General features: G+C 64.9%; 15 protein-coding genes. 12 read left to right on the top strand and 3 right to left on the bottom strand.

Features of this window, described 5'->3' with window-relative positions; translation table 11 throughout:
• Positions 1-27 precede the first annotated feature (27 nt).
• From P7F60_RS17305 to treY, 3 genes are all read left to right on the top strand, one after another.
• The gene (locus tag P7F60_RS17305; RefSeq protein WP_277918994.1) at positions 28-813 is read left to right on the top strand and encodes an endonuclease/exonuclease/phosphatase family protein; all 786 of its coding nucleotides are present in this window, start codon (positions 28-30) and stop codon (positions 811-813) included.
• Positions 814-845: 32 nt separating this feature from the next.
• Positions 846-1,166, top strand: coding sequence for a hypothetical protein (locus tag P7F60_RS17300; RefSeq protein WP_277918993.1), 321 nt, complete (start codon positions 846-848; stop codon positions 1,164-1,166).
• A 72-nt stretch (positions 1,167-1,238) separates the two neighbouring features.
• The gene (gene treY, locus P7F60_RS17295) at positions 1,239-3,902 is read left to right on the top strand and encodes a malto-oligosyltrehalose synthase (RefSeq protein ID WP_277918992.1); all 2,664 of its coding nucleotides are present in this window, start codon (positions 1,239-1,241) and stop codon (positions 3,900-3,902) included.
• 7 nt (positions 3,903-3,909) lie between these two features.
• Here the strand turns inward: treY and aroQ are convergent, their stop codons facing one another.
• Positions 3,910-4,356, bottom strand: a complete 447-nt coding sequence (gene aroQ, locus P7F60_RS17290) for a type II 3-dehydroquinate dehydratase (RefSeq protein WP_277918991.1) — start codon at positions 4,354-4,356, stop codon at positions 3,910-3,912.
• A 143-nt stretch (positions 4,357-4,499) separates the two neighbouring features.
• On the opposite strand from aroQ, the gene P7F60_RS17285 reads away from it, so the two are divergent.
• From P7F60_RS17285 to P7F60_RS17260, 6 genes are all read left to right on the top strand, one after another.
• On the top strand, positions 4,500-5,819 hold the full coding sequence (locus P7F60_RS17285) for a glucoamylase family protein (protein ID WP_277918990.1): 1,320 nt from the start codon (positions 4,500-4,502) through the stop codon (positions 5,817-5,819).
• A 27-nt stretch (positions 5,820-5,846) separates the two neighbouring features.
• On the top strand, positions 5,847-6,392 hold the full coding sequence (locus tag P7F60_RS17280; RefSeq protein ID WP_277918989.1) for a glutathione peroxidase: 546 nt from the start codon (positions 5,847-5,849) through the stop codon (positions 6,390-6,392).
• A 142-nt stretch (positions 6,393-6,534) separates the two neighbouring features.
• Entirely contained in the window at positions 6,535-7,335 is an 801-nt protein-coding gene (modA, locus tag P7F60_RS17275; RefSeq protein ID WP_277918988.1) for a molybdate ABC transporter substrate-binding protein, read from the top strand.
• Positions 7,336-7,403: 68 nt separating this feature from the next.
• On the top strand, positions 7,404-8,111 hold the full coding sequence (modB, locus tag P7F60_RS17270) for a molybdate ABC transporter permease subunit (protein ID WP_277918987.1): 708 nt from the start codon (positions 7,404-7,406) through the stop codon (positions 8,109-8,111).
• The gene (gene modC, locus P7F60_RS17265; RefSeq protein ID WP_277918986.1) at positions 8,108-9,181 is read left to right on the top strand and encodes a molybdenum ABC transporter ATP-binding protein; all 1,074 of its coding nucleotides are present in this window, start codon (positions 8,108-8,110) and stop codon (positions 9,179-9,181) included. The genes modB and modC overlap by 4 nt, the downstream gene beginning before the upstream one ends.
• 327 nt (positions 9,182-9,508) lie before the next feature.
• A complete protein-coding gene (locus tag P7F60_RS17260) occupies positions 9,509-10,237 on the top strand; it encodes an SIS domain-containing protein (protein WP_277918985.1) in 729 nt (242 codons plus the stop codon).
• A 31-nt stretch (positions 10,238-10,268) separates the two neighbouring features.
• Here P7F60_RS17260 and P7F60_RS17255 read toward each other — a convergent pair whose 3' ends face one another.
• Positions 10,269-10,616: a PepSY domain-containing protein gene (locus tag P7F60_RS17255; RefSeq protein WP_277918984.1), complete on the bottom strand. Its 348-nt coding sequence runs from the start codon at positions 10,614-10,616 to the stop codon at positions 10,269-10,271.
• Between the two features lie 198 nt (positions 10,617-10,814).
• Positions 10,815-11,573, bottom strand: a complete 759-nt coding sequence (locus tag P7F60_RS17250; protein ID WP_277918983.1) for a sulfite exporter TauE/SafE family protein — start codon at positions 11,571-11,573, stop codon at positions 10,815-10,817.
• A 128-nt stretch (positions 11,574-11,701) separates the two neighbouring features.
• Between P7F60_RS17250 and pepT the strand changes: the two genes are divergently transcribed.
• From pepT to P7F60_RS17235, 3 genes are all read left to right on the top strand, one after another.
• Positions 11,702-12,934, top strand: coding sequence for a peptidase T (gene pepT / locus P7F60_RS17245; protein ID WP_277918982.1), 1,233 nt, complete (start codon positions 11,702-11,704; stop codon positions 12,932-12,934).
• A gap of 91 nt (positions 12,935-13,025) precedes the next feature.
• On the top strand, positions 13,026-13,421 hold the full coding sequence (locus P7F60_RS17240) for a hypothetical protein (RefSeq protein WP_277918981.1): 396 nt from the start codon (positions 13,026-13,028) through the stop codon (positions 13,419-13,421).
• 39 nt (positions 13,422-13,460) lie between these two features.
• Positions 13,461-14,597 carry a DNA alkylation repair protein gene (locus P7F60_RS17235; RefSeq protein WP_277918980.1) on the top strand — a complete coding sequence of 379 codons (1,137 nt, stop codon included), beginning with the start codon at positions 13,461-13,463 and terminating at the stop codon, positions 14,595-14,597.
• The last annotated feature ends 41 nt before the right edge of the window (positions 14,598-14,638 follow it).

The raw sequence follows: 14,638 nt of genomic DNA, 5'->3' as shown, positions 1-14,638 counted from the left end.
AACCGGACGCCGAACTGTTCCAGCCCCATGATGAAAGCGGAGCGCCCGTCCTCTCCGAAAACGGTGAGAATCCTGACTTACAACGTCCATAGCTGTATCGGCACCGACCGCAGGCTGGACATCGACCGCATCGCCGCGGCCATCGCCGAAACCGGCGCCGATATCATCGGACTGCAGGAGCTGGATGTCGGGCGGGCGCGCACCGGCGGCGTCGACCAGGCCCATGCCATCGCCTCGAAGCTGCGCATGGACGCGCATTTCCACCCCGCTTTGCACGTGCGCGAGGAACGTTATGGCGACGCCGTGCTGACCGCCCTGCCGATGAAGCTCATCCGCGCCGCAGCCCTTCCCTCGATCGGCGAGCCGCGCGGCGCGCTCTGGGTGGAAATCGACGCGCATGGCACGCCGCTGCAACTCATCAACACGCATCTGGGCCTGCGCCGCGGCGAAAGGCTCGCCCAGGTCGAGGCGCTGCTCGGCCCGGACTGGCTCTCCCATCCCGACTACAGCAGCGCCCACCGGCTGCTGATCGGCGATTTCAATTCCATCCCGTCCTCGCCCGCCTATCGGCGGCTGGCGGCCGAGATTGCCGACGTGCAGCCACCGGTGCTGCGCCACCGCGCCACCTTTCCCTCGCGCTTTCCGGTCTTCCGCCTCGACCATATTTTTGCGTCGCGCGGCCTGGCCTGCACGCAGGCGCAGGTGATCGAGACACCGCTGGCGCGCCGCGCCTCCGACCATCTGCCGCTCGTCGCCAGCTTCGCCCTGCCGGATGCCCGGGCAGCGGAACAAAAAGAGGAGACGCGGGGTTAAGCCGGCATGTCTCAGGACGGAAGGAATGTCTCATGCATCTCGAACAGGCGGACGGCACAGGCACACTCGATATCGGCGGCAAGCGCTCCGACACCCCCTATCACCTGACCACCCGTCAGGACGGTGACGGCTTCCGCGTGGAAATCACGGTCAGCGCCCCGCGCGACTGGCTGCTGCAACGCGGGTTCTCGCAGCAGGCGACCCTGCACCGTGAGAACGGCGAGGCCGTGACGCTGCAGGCCGAGAAGCGGCTCGATACCGATGGCCCGATTTCGGTCGTCCTGACTTCAAGCGAGGCGATCTGCGGCTCGAAGGACGAGATGCTGGGCAAGTTCCCCGAACTGAAGAATTGAAACCTGTCGCGGCGGAGGGGCGGAGATTTCGCCCTTTTCGCTGCCCAACCCGTCTGCAGGGCCTGAACTGGAATGACCATTCCGACCGCCACCTACCGTCTGCAATTCCGCAACGGCATGACCTTTCGTCGTGCCATGACCCTCGTTCCTTATCTGAAGCGCCTCGGCATCAGCCATCTCTACGCCTCGCCGGTCTTCGCCGCCGCCGCCGGCTCGACGCATGGCTATGACATCACCGACGCCAACCGCTTCGACCCGGCGCTCGGAACGGCCGAGGATTTCGACGCGCTTGCGGCGACGCTGACGGAAAACGGCCTCGGCCTGATCCTCGACATCGTGCCGAACCATATGGCAGCCTCGCTCGACAATCCCTGGTGGCGCTCGGTGATCGAGCGCGGGCAGGCGAGCCCGCATGCGCATGCCTTCGACATCGACTGGAACCGCCGCCTGACCCTGCCATGGCTGGCCAAGCCCTTCGCCGAAGCGGTCGCCGATGGCGACATCGCGCTGTCGGCCGATGCGGAGGCCGGATGCCTGGCGCTTTCGCTGCCAGGGCTTGCGGTTCCGCTCGATCCGGAAAGCTATGATGCCGCCCTTGAGGGCGACGACGGCGTGAACGGCCGGCTACTTTCGCTTGCCGACATCGCGCGGCGCGAGGGCGAGGACAGGTTTCACACGCGCCTGCGCGCCCTGCTGGCCGACGAGGCCGACCGGGCGCGGCTGGAGGCCCGGCTTGCGGCGCTGTCGCAGGATGCCTCTCATCTCGAAGACGTGCACGAACGCCAGCATTTCGAGCTCATTCACTGGCGCGAAGCGCCGAAACGCCTGAGCTATCGCCGCTTTTTCGAGGTGACGGAGCTGGTCGGCGTCAATGTCGAGGATGACAAGGTTTTCGAGGACAGCCACCGGCTGATCCTCGAGCTGGTGCGCGATGGCAAGGTGCAGGGACTGCGCGTCGACCATATCGACGGACTTGCCGATCCCGCCGCCTATCTCACCCGGCTGCGCCGGGACATCGGCGACGAGACCTATCTGATCGTCGAAAAAATCCTGGAAGATGGCGAGGATCTGCCGGCCGACTGGCCGGTCTCCGGCACCACCGGCTACGAATTCATCGACCGGATGACCCATCTGCTGGTCGAGCGTAAGGGCGCGGAGCGGCTGCGCCGCCAATATGCGGCGCTGGGCGGCCTCACCGATGTCGCCGCCGGCCTGCACGGCGCCCGTCAATCGATGATCGCGCGCAATTTCGCCGGCGAGGTTTCCGGCCTGAAACGGCTGGCGATCCAGTTGGCACTGTCGGAGGAAACCCATGTCGATGTCGGCGAGGCGGCGATCGCCGCCGCGCTGAAGGCGCTGCTCGGCGTCTTCCCGGTCTATCGCACCTACGGCACCAAAGGCGCGCTTTCCGAAAACGACGCCCGGCTGGTCTTCGAGGCGGCGGCAAAAATCGAACCGACGCTCGATCCCGAGGAAAAGAAGGCCCTCGATTTCATCGTGACGCTGTTGACCGGCGAATGCGCCCCGCGCCAGACGACCCGCGCGGAAAAATTCCGCCGCCGCTTCCAGCAGCTGACCGGGCCGCTGATGGCGAAATCGCTCGAGGATACGCTTTTCTACCGGCAGATGCCGGTGCTCGGCCTCAACGAGGTCGGCGGCAATGCCGGGCGCGAGGAATTCCTGCCACGCCATTTCCATGCGGCGATGGCCGAGCGCGCCGCCCGCTGGCCGCTGGCGCTGTCGGCCACCTCCACCCACGACACCAAGCGCGGCGAGGACGCCCGCGCCCGCCTCTATGCGCTGACCGCCGAGCCGCAGCCCTGGATCGACGGCGTCACCCGCTGGCGGGCGACCAACAGCCGCCATGTCACCCGCCATCCCGATGGCCCCGCGCCGGAACCCGAGCTGGAATGGGCGCTCTATCAAGCGCTGCTCGGCGCCTGGCCGCATGATCTCGACCCTCAGGACGACGAGGCCGTCGAGGCGCTGCTCGAGCGTCTGTTCCCCTATATCGAAAAGGCATTGCGCGAGGCCAAGCTGCGCAGCGACTGGACCGATCCGCAAGAGGATTACGAAACCGCCGTCAAGGATTATATCGCGGCGCTGCTGTCGCCGGACAATCGCCTGTTCCTGCGCGATTTCCACCGTACCATCCGCCCCTATCTGCGCGCCGGCGCCTGGAACGGCATCACCCAGGCTTTTCTCAAGATGACCGCGCCCGGCATTCCCGACATCTACCAGGGATCGGAGCGGCTCGACCTCAGCCTCGTCGATCCCGACAACCGGCGCGAACCGGATTATGCGTCCTTGCAGGCGTCGCTCGATGCGGCCTCGGACTGGCCGCAGGGCGAGGAGACGCTGCTCGACGGACGGCTGAAACAGGCGCTGATCGCCCGCACCCTGGCCTTGCGCGCCACCCATCGCGATCTCTTCGAAAACGGCGATTACCGCCCGCTCGGCGCGCGCGGCGCGATGAAGGAACATGTCGTCGCCTTCCAGCGCCGCCATGGCGACGGACGGATAATCGTCGTCGCGCCACGCCTGCCCAACAGCCTGATGGCCGAACCCGACGGCATGATCCCGGCCGAACGCTGGATGGACACCGCCATCGACCTGCCGGACGACATCAAGAGCCTCACCAACGCCTTTACCGGCGAGCCGGTCGAGCCGCAGGCGCATCTGCGCATTGCCGGCTTTCTCTCGGATGTGCCGGTGGCGCTCCTCCTGTCCGACTGACTACGCCCTACTTGACGCCGGTCCTGATGAGGTGCGCCAGCCGCTGGATCGCGAGCTGGTAGCCTTGCGTGCCGAAACCGGCGATGACGCCGGAGGCGACGCCGGAGACGTAGGAATGGTGGCGAAACGCCTCGCGGCGGTGGACATTGGAGATATGCACCTCGATGATCGGCGCATCGAAGGCATTGAGCGCATCGAGGATGGCGACCGAGGTATGGGTGAAGGCGGCCGGGTTGATGACGATGCCGGACGCCGTCTCCCGCGCCTCGTGGATCCAGTCGATGATCTCGTATTCGCGGTTGCTCTGGTGGAAACGGATGTCGAGCCCATGCTCGGCGGCGACGCGGCGGCAATCGCGCTCGACGTCTTCCAGCGTCTCGCTGCCATAGATCTCCGGCTGGCGCTTGCCGAGCAGGTTGAGGTTCGGACCGTTGAGAATATAGATCAGGCTCATGAAAACCTCCTGCGATGCACGGTATGGGCCTGCAGGTAGATCGCTTCCCGGTCCCGGCTGTCAAGGCCGGTTTCACCGAGCTGTGACTTGCGGTCCGCCCCTGCCTGTGCTCTGCAAGAGGAGGACGACAGACAGGATGCCCCATGCCGCCAAGCCCCGATGCCAGCAGCGCCGCGCTCGTCAACCGGCTGCACCACTCGGCCTTCGATTATTTCCGCCTCCATACCCATCCCGAGACCGGCCTCGTCGCCGATACCTCGCTGCCCGGCAGCCCCTCCAGCATCGCCACCACCGGTTTCGGCCTGTCGAGCTATCCGGTCGCTATCGAGCGCGGCTGGATGAGCCGTGCCGAGGCTGCCGCCATCGTCTTGAAGACGCTGCGCTTCTTCGAGGGCTGCGACACCGGCTCGCATCCCGACGCCACCGGCCATCGCGGCTTCTATTACCATTTTCTCGCCATGCATGACGGCCGCCGGGTCTGGCACAGCGAACTCTCGACCATCGACACCGCGCTGCTGATCGCCGGCGTGCTGACGGCGGGCGCCTATTTCGACGGTTCCGATCCGGCCGAGACGGAAATCCGCGATACCGCCCGGGAGCTTTACGCCCGCGTCGACTGGCGCTGGGCGATGAACAAGGGCGACACGCTGACCATGGGCTGGAAGACGAATCGTTTCATCCGCCATCGCTGGCGCGGCTATAACGAGGCGCTGCTGCTCTATATCCTGGCGCTGGCCTCGCCGACCCATCCGATCCCGCCGGAGAGTTTCGCGGCTTATACAGCCAGCTATCAATGGCTGCGTTACGGAGAGATCGACTATCTCCATGCCGGGCCGCTGTTCATCCATCTCTTCTCGCATGCCTGGATCGATTTCGACGGCATCCATGACGCCTATATGCGTGAGAAGGGCATCGATTATGTCGAAAACACCCGCCGCGCGATCCGGATCCAGCGCGCCTATGCCCGCGACAATCCGCATGGCTATATCGGCTATTCCGACACCGTCTGGGGATTGACGGCCTGCGATGGACCTTCGGCGCGGCGTCGCCTGCGCGGCGGCCATCGCCAGCATTTCATCGGTTATTCAGCCCGCGGCGCGCCCTTTGGGCCGGATGACGGCACGCTCGCCCCCTGGGCGGCGCTCTCCTGCCTGCCCTTCGACCGCGAGGCGGCGATGGAGGGGCTCGACGCCGTTCTCGCCACCTATCCCAATCTCCTCAGCGACGGGCGTTTTCCCGGCAGCTTCAATCCGACGATCATCGGCCCGACCGCCGAGGGCTGGATCGACGAACGCTGCGTCGGGCTCGACCAGGGGCTGCTGGTGATGATGATCGAGAATGCCCGCTCCGGCCTGATCTGGCGGCTGATGCGCGACAGTCCGCCGATCTGCGAGGGCTTGCGCCGCGCCGGGTTTTCCGGCGGCTGGCTGAGCGCCGAACAGCCCGCTTCCTCCGCCGCATGAATTTTCAGCACCAACAGGACAGAAACGATGACCCTTCTCGATATCCCCCTGACGCTGGCCGATGGCCGCAAGACGACGCTTTCCGAATTTTCCGGCAAGGTGATGCTGGTCGTCAACGTCGCCTCCAAATGCGGCCTGACCAAGCAATACGAAGCCTTGGAAAAGCTCTATGAAGACCGCCGCGACGACGGCCTCGTGATCCTCGGCTTCCCCGCCAACAATTTCAACGAGCAGGAGCCCGGCACCGACGCGGAGATCGTCACCTTCTGCTCCAGCACCTATGACGTGCAGTTCCCGATCTTTTCCAAGATCTCGGTCGTCGGCCCCGACAAGCATCCGCTTTACAAGGCGCTGATCGAGGGCGCGCCGGAAACCGTCAATGACGGCCCGTTCCGCGAACGCCTCAAGGGTTATGGCATCGAGCCCAATCCGCCGGGCGAAGTGCTCTGGAATTTCGAGAAATTCCTGATCGGCCGCGACGGCCGCATCGCCGGCCGCTTTTCGCCCGACACCACGCCGGATGCACCGGCGCTCACCACCGCCATCGATACGGAACTCGGCCGCACGGCCTGAAACCCGATCCGGATCGCCTGACATCGACGCGCCGGGGCATGCCCCCGGCGCGTTTGTTTTGTTGCGCCCGCGGCTCTGGTCTTTCGTGAAAATTCGATATATTCAGCCATATACATTGATCGTCCGCAAAGGAGGGGACCGCATGAATTTCCATCGTCGCGACTGGCTGAAACGGATCACGGGCGCCGCTGTCGCCACCGCATTCGTCATCGGCATGGGCCTCCCGGCGGCGCCGGCCATGGCCGGCGAAAAGATCACGGTCTTCGCCGCCGCCAGCCTCAAGAATGCGCTGGACGCCGCCAATGCCGCCTGGTCGAAGGAAAAGGGCTTGGAGGTCACCGCCTCCTATGCCGCAAGCTCGGCGCTGGCCAAGCAGATCGAGGAAGGCGCGCCCGCCGATCTCTTCATCTCCGCCGACCTCGCCTGGATGGACCACGTCGCCGAAAAGAAGCTGATCAGGCAAGACACCCGCTCCAACCTGCTCGGCAACCGTATCGTGCTGGTCGCGCCGAAAGGCGAGGCCAAGGATGTCGACATCAAGCAGGGCTTCGATCTTGCCGGCCTTCTCGGCGACGGCAAGCTCGCCATGGGCGAAGTGAAATCCGTGCCGGCCGGCAAATACGGCAAGGCGGCGCTGGAAAAGCTCGGCGTCTGGTCCTCGGTCGAGGGCAAGGTCGCCGGCGCGGAAAGCGTGCGCGCGGCGCTCGCCCTGGTCTCGCGCGGCGAGGCACCCTACGGCATCGTCTACCAGACCGACGCCGCAGCCGACAAGAACGTCGCCATCGTCGGCACTTTTCCGGAAGACAGCCATCCGCCGATCATCTATCCGGTGGCCATCCTTTCCGAAAGCAAGAACGCGGATGCGGCCGCCTATCTCGATTTCCTCAAATCGGATAAGGCTGCGCCCTTCTTCACCGAGCAGGGTTTCACGATCCTCAAGTAAGCGCCGGCATTTTAGGAAAAGTGAATACCGGCTTTCCGTCCGGAAATGCGTCAAACGTCAAGGATCCGATGCCGTTCGATCTCTTTTCCCTCAGCGACGAGGAACGCACGGCCATCGGCCTCAGCCTCAAGGTTGCGGGCATCGCCATGCTGGCGAGCCTGCCGCCGGGGCTGCTGATCGCCATGCTGCTCGCGCGCGGGCGGTTCTGGGGGAAATCGCTGCTGAACGGCATCGTGCACCTGCCGCTGATCCTGCCGCCCGTGGTCACCGGCTATCTGCTCTTGATCCTGTTCGGGCGGCGCGGCGTCATCGGCGCCTTCCTTGCCGAAACCTTCGGGATCGTCTTTTCCTTCCGCTGGACGGGGGCGGCACTCGCCTGCGCCGTCATGGGCTTTCCGCTGCTGGTGCGCAGCATCCGCCTGTCGATCGAGGCGGTCGACACCAAGCTGGAGGAGGCCGCCGGCACGCTCGGCGCCGCAAGACCCTTCGTCTTCCTCACCGTGACCTTGCCGCTGATCCTGCCCGGCATCATCGCCGGCATGATCCTCTCCTTCGCCAAGGCGATGGGGGAATTCGGCGCGACCATCACCTTCGTCTCCAACATTCCCGGCGAAACCCAGACGCTGTCGGCGGCGATCTACACCTTCACGCAGGTGCCGGGCGGCGATGAAGGCGCGATGCGGCTGGTGCTGATCTCGATTGTCATCTCCATGGCGGCGCTGATGGCCTCGGAAGGCCTTGCCCATCTCATCGGCCGGAGGATTTCGGCGCAATGACGCTTATCGTCGATGTCGAAGACCGGCGCGGCGCCTTCAGCCTCAACGCGCAATTCACCGCCGAGGCCGGCGTCACCGCTCTGTTCGGCCGCTCCGGCTCGGGCAAGACGACACTGATGCGCATGATCGCCGGCCTCGACCGCCCGGCGCGCGGCCACATCCAGCTCGACGGCGAAACCCTGCTGGATACCGAACGCGGCCGGTGCGTACCGGTCCACAAGCGCCGCTTCGGGTATGTCTTCCAGGAACCGCGCCTGTTTCCGCATCTGAGCGTCGCCCGCAATCTCGACTACGGCGCCTGGTTCCAGCGCGGCCGATCGGGGAGGGGGACACGAAAAACCATCCTGGACCTGCTCGGCATCGAGCATCTGCTCAATCGCCAGCCGGCAACCTTGTCAGGCGGCGAAAAGCAGCGGGTGGCGATCGGCCGGGCGCTGCTCTCTTCGCCGCGCCTGCTGCTGATGGACGAGCCGCTCGCCGCCCTCGACGAGGCCCGCAAGCAGGAAATCCTGCCTTATATCGAGCGGCTGCGCGACGAGATGGGCATTCCCATCGTCTATGTCAGCCATTCCGTGGCCGAGGTGGCGCGACTTGCCGACCGTGTCGTGGTGGTCGATCAGGGCCGCATCGCCGCCATCGGCCCCGCCGCCGATATTCTCTCGCGGGCCGAAATCGCCGTCGCGCATGACCGCCGCGAGGCCGGCGCCCTGCTGGAGGGCGTGGTGCGCGCCTATGACGGCAAGCAGGGGCTGGCAACCGTCGGCTTCGGCTCGGCCGAACTGCTGGTGCCGGGCATCGATTTCGAGATCGGCAAGCCGGTGCGCCTGCATGTACCGGCCCGCGACGTCATGCTGGCGACGCGCCCGCCCGAGGGCATCAGCGCCCTCAACATCGTCGCCGGCGACATCCGCGCCATCACACGCGGCCCGGACGGGATGCTGGATGTGGATCTCGCCTGCGGCGACGCCCATCTCGTCGCCCGCATCACCGCACTCTCGGGGGAAAGATTGTCGCTTGCGCCCGGCCAGTCCGTCTTCGCCATCCTGAAGACCGTCGCGCTTCAGCGCTAGACTATTTTGTTTTGCCGCATCGCCCGACGCCGAAGCGACGGCGCTGCGGCTTGATCGTTAGGTGCCAAGCATCAGACCGGCGATTGCAGCAACAGAATCGAAAGCAGCGAACCGATCATGACTGCCAGAATGATCAGCATGGTCGTGCGCATATCGGTTCACCTTTCGAAACGTCCAATCAGGTCCTGGGATTAACGGGCCGGAGGCAGGCCGGTTCCGGCCTTTGCCCCTCAGCAGGGAAAACCCGTGCATTTCCCTGTCACAATCTCTTCAAGAGCTGCCAACTCCATGTATGATCACCCGAAAGACAGGGAGGGCATCGGCAGAATGACATCGCTGGTGGAGGCATATTTCGACGCGATCATCGACCGCCTGGCGCAGGCGCGCAGCGCTCTTGCCGGCGACATGACACGGGCGGTCGAGGCGATCGTCACCGCAGCGCGCGCCGATCGCTGCGTCTTTGTCTTCGGCACCGGCCACTCGCACATGCTGGCCGAGGAAACCCATTACCGCGCCGGCGGCCTCGCCTTCGTCGTGCCGGTTCTCGCCACCGCCACCATGCTGCACGAGGGCTCGGTCGCCAGCACCGCCTATGAACGCATGGAGGGCGTCGCGACGCAGATCCTGTCGCGTTACGCCATCGGCCCCGGCGACGTGCTGGTCGTGGTGTCCAATTCCGGCGTCAATGCCGCGCCCCTCGAAGCAGCGCAGCTGGGGCGGGAGCGCGGCGCGACCGTCATTGCGCTCACCTCCGTCGCCTATTCCACCAGCACCGCCAAGGGCCGCACCCGGCTGATCGACCTTGCCGACATCGTCCTCGACAACGGCGCGCCGGCCGGAGACGCCATGCTCGACGTGAACGGCAGCGCGCTCAAGGTCGGGCCGGCCTCGACAGTGGTCGGCGCCTCGATCCTCAACGCCGTTCTTGCCGAAGTCGCCGGCCGGCTGGCAGGGAAGGGGGAGGCGCCGATCTATCTCAGCGCCAACATGCCCGGCGCGAAAGAGATCAACGAAAAACTCATCGCACGCTATCGATCACGCAATCCGCACCTGTAAACAGGGCGTTCGGTCAGCTGTCGATCGGATATCAATGCGCGACGATCTTGCCGCGCCGGTCGAGCGCGACCGTCACCTTCTGCGCGTCCTTGCGCGCCGTGCCGCGCCAGATGCCTTGCGCGTCCTGCATCAATGCCGTGATATCGCTGTAGCCGGCGCGGGTCAGCCGGTCGCGTGCCGCGTCCTCATCGAAGGCGGTTTCGCCTGTCGCCAAGCCATCGGGATTGCCGGGGGAGGGGGCAACCGGCGACGAGGGCGCCGCCTGTTCGTTCGGCCGGATCGAGCCTGTCGTCTGCGCCAGTGCCTGGCCGCCGCTGACAAGGGCAGCGAACAGGCAGGCGGGAAGCATGGCGCGGTGGAGGGCAAAGTGGAATGTCATAGGCCTTCTCTTCGTTTCCGTCCGGGTCACCTTCGGGAAACAGAAGCCGGCCGTTTCGGTTCCATCCGAAATTGCATCGGGCGCGGGAACCAAAGCCGTGTGCGTGCGTTATGAATGTGCCGCTGCCCGCGGCAAGTTTCATTATGCTCCCATTCCCCTCGCTCGACACCCCTTTTCAGGGGTGTCTTTTTGTCTGCGTCAGGCAAAAAGGGTCAGGGCGTAATCGCCGATCAGCTTCAGCGACAGCAAAAGCAGGGTGATCTGGATCAGCCGGAAGAACAGACCGTCCGGCAGCATCTGCGTCAGCTTCCGGCCCGCCACCGTGCCGATGATCGCCGCCGGCGCCAGACTTACCACCAGCCGCGTATCGAAATGCGAAAACTGCTGCAGTTCCCAATAGGGAATCACCTTGGCGGCATTGACGATGGCGAAGAGAATCGTCGACGTGCCGGCAAACACCATCTTTTCCAGCCGCTGCGGCAGCACGTACATCTGGAAGGGAGGCGCGCCGGAATGGGAGACGAAGCTGGTAAGCCCCGTCAGGATGCCCCAGAACAGGCCACGCGGCACATCCGCCGGCCGTGCCGCCTGCCGCAACCTCGCTCCGAACCAGGTATTGAGGCAGAACATCACCCCGACCAGCCCGACCAGCGCCCCGATCACCACGCTCGACAGATGCGCGCTGAACGCCCAGCCGGCGCCAACGCCGATCAGCGAGGCCGGCACCAGGATCGCCAGGTTGCGCGACGAAAATTCGCGCCGGTAGAGATAGAGCCCGACCATATCGCTGGCGATATAGATCGGCAGCAGCAGCGCGGCCGCCGTGACCGGCGAGATCACCAACGCCATCAGCGGCACGGCCAGCGTGCCGACCGAGGGCAGGCCGCCCTTCGACAGGCCGACGAGAAAGGCGGCGATCACGGCGACCGTCACGATCAGCGGGGTATGCTCGATCATCTGAGGAAGAATCCAGGGCAGGTTTCGTTCGTCTGGCTTACGATGCCGCCTGCCTGGCCGCAAGCGCTCAAAGAGATTCCCGTAAGGCGCCCGCCACGCTATAGACGGTAAAAAGACAGGAGCCTCAGATGACCGATACCGTGACCGACCGCTTCCTTCGTTATGCCGTGATCGACACCCAGTCCGATCCGCGCTCGGCCAGCCAGCCCTCGACCGACAAGCAGAAGACGCTCGGCCGCCTGCTGGTCGAGGAATTGCTGGCCATCGGCCTTGAGGATGCGCATCTGGACGAGCACGGCTATGTCTACGCCACCATTCCCGCGACCGTCGACAAGCCGGTTCCGGTCATCTGCTTCTGCTCGCATATGGATACGGCGCCCGATTTCACCGGCACTGGCGTCAGGCCGCAGATCCTGCGCAATTACCAGGGCGGCGACATCGTGCTGCCAGGCGATACAAGCCAGGTCATCCGCGTCGCCGAAAACCGGGCGCTGGCCGACCAGATCGGCAATGATATCGTCACCAGCGACGGCACGACGCTGCTCGGCGCCGACGACAAGGCCGGCCTTGCTGAAATCGTCACCGCCACCGCCCGGCTGATGGCCGATCCTTCCATTCCCCATGGCGTCATCAAGCTTCTGTTCACGCCGGACGAGGAGATCGGCCGTGGTGTCGACAAGGTCGACCTGAAAAAGCTCGGCGCCGAATTCGCCTATACCGTCGATGGCGAGACCGCCGGCCATCTGGAGGACGAGACCTTTTCGGCCGATGGCGTCGAGATCGAGATCCAGGGCGTCGCCATTCATCCGGGTTTCGCCAAGGGGCGCATGGAAAACGCCATCCGCATCGCCGGCGAGATCGTCGCCCGCCTGCCGCACCGGCTTGCGCCGGAAACCACCGCCGGCCGCGCCGGTTTCATCCATCCGACCGATCTTTCCGGTGCGATGGAAAAGGCGAGGATCAGCCTGATCATCCGCGATTTCGAGGAGCATGGCCTCGTCGAGAAGGAAGAATTGCTGGAGAGTATCGTCAAGACGGTGATGGCCGACTATCCCGGCTCGACCTACAGTTTCAGGGTCCAGCGCCAGTATCGCAACATGAAGGTCGTGCTCGACCGGCATCCGGAGATCGTCGAAAACGCGCTGGAAGCGATTCGCCGCGCCGGCATGACCCCGGTGCGCGGCAGCATTCGCGGCGGCACGGACGGGTCGCGCCTGTCCTTCATGGGCCTGCCGACCGCCAACCTGTTTGCCGGCGGCCATGCCTTCCATTCGCCGACGGAATGGGTAAGCGTCCAGGACATGGAACGGGCGGTTCAGACGCTGGTGGAGCTGGCCCGCATATGGGCCGAGCGCGCCTGAGCCGCTTGCGGCATTTTGGCGCTGGCCTTTCGGGAACTTTCATCGACCCTTGCGTGTTGCTCCGCCAGTCAAACCGCAAAGGAGAATTCCCATGGCCGGAACCACCGAGCTTGGAAATGGCAATGTTCGCAACACCGTCGAGTCGTTTGCGGACAAGACAGGGCTCGACCGCAAGGCACTTGAAGATCAGCTCAACGCCCTGCAGGAACAGGTGGCGGCCTTGCGCCAGTCGCTCTCCGAGAAGGGCAAGGAAGTGGCGGCACAGGTGAGCGACACCGCCAAGGTGGCAAGCGAGCGCACCAGCTCCACGATCCGCGACTATCCGCTGGCCGCCGTTCTCGGCGCCGCCGCCATCGGCGCGGCGCTTGCCCTTTTGAGCCGCGAAGCCTTCACGCCGTCGCCGCGCCGCGTCTCCTCCTATATTCCGGAGGATCTGATCTCCGATCTCGGCCATCGCCTCGCCTCGCTGAAATCACGCGTCATGTAACCTGCCTGCCTCCTTGCCCTTTGCATCGCCCCATGGCTTATGGCCGGGGAGATCAAGGGGCCAGGGAGGCACAGCGTGAGCCAAGCGGAAACATCCAGTCCGGCGCTGAAGGAAATTTTTGATCGTTCCCGCCTGGATTTCTTCGCCACGACGCTGAAATCCATCGAGCCGCGTTTCGACGACGCGCGTTTTCTCGACCACTGCACCCGGGATCTGGAAACCCTCGGCATCATGCAGCGCCTGCGTCGCATCGCCGAAGGGTTCGGGCTTGCCTTGCCGGGTGGCTACGCCGATCAGCTCGGCCCCTTGCGTGAACTCGCACCCCATATTCAGCATGGCTTCGCCGCCATCACGCTGGCGGAATTCGTTGCACTCCACGGCCTCGACCAGCCGGATCTGTCGCTGGAGGCCTTGCGGCATTTCACCCGGTTCGGCTCCTCGGAATTCGCCATTCGCCATTTCCTGCATCGGGATCTCGCGGGCACGCTCAAAATCATGGAAAGCTGGGCCGAGGACGAGAATTACCACGTCCGCCGTCTCGCCAGCGAAGGCAGCCGGCCGCGCCTGCCCTGGTCCTTCCGGTTGAAGCCGATCATCGCCGACCCGTCGCTGACGTCCGGCATTCTCGCTCGCCTCAATCGCGATCCGCATCTCTATGTGCGAAAATCCGTCGCCAATCATTTGAACGACATCACCAAGGACAACGCCGCCTATGCGCTGGAAACGCTGGGACGTTGGGATCGCGAGCCGCCGCACACCGCCTGGATCGTCAATCATGCCTTGCGTAGCTTGATCAAGAAAGGCGATCCCCAAGCCCTGGCGCTGGTCGGCGTGCGCAGCAGCACGCCGGTGCGGCTTGCCGATTTTCGCGTGACGCCGGAAGCGCTGTCGCTCGGCGATACGCTGCAGCTCACGGCCCGCATCGTCTCGGAGGCCCAAGCGCGCGAACGCATGGTGGTCGATTATGCCATCCATTACGTCCGCAAGACCGGCGAAGCCTCGCGCAAGGTGTTCAAGCTCAAGTCCTTCCACCTCGCGCCCGGCGAAAGCGCGGAACTTTCAATCGCGCAGACCATCCGCGATTTCAGCACCCGCAAGCATTATCCCGGCCCCCACAAGGTCGAGCTGCTGGTCAATGGCGCGACGCTCGGCGAGACTGTCTTCCTGTTGCGCTGATCAGCCGGTCTCGCGCCCGGACGTCGCATGGCCGCGCCATT

Source organism: Rhizobium sp. YJ-22 (assembly GCF_029601685.1).
Lineage (GTDB): Bacteria > Pseudomonadota > Alphaproteobacteria > Rhizobiales > Rhizobiaceae > Metarhizobium.
Note: the sequence above shows the minus strand (reverse complement) of the source record. Positions and strands in the feature narration are given on the sequence as shown.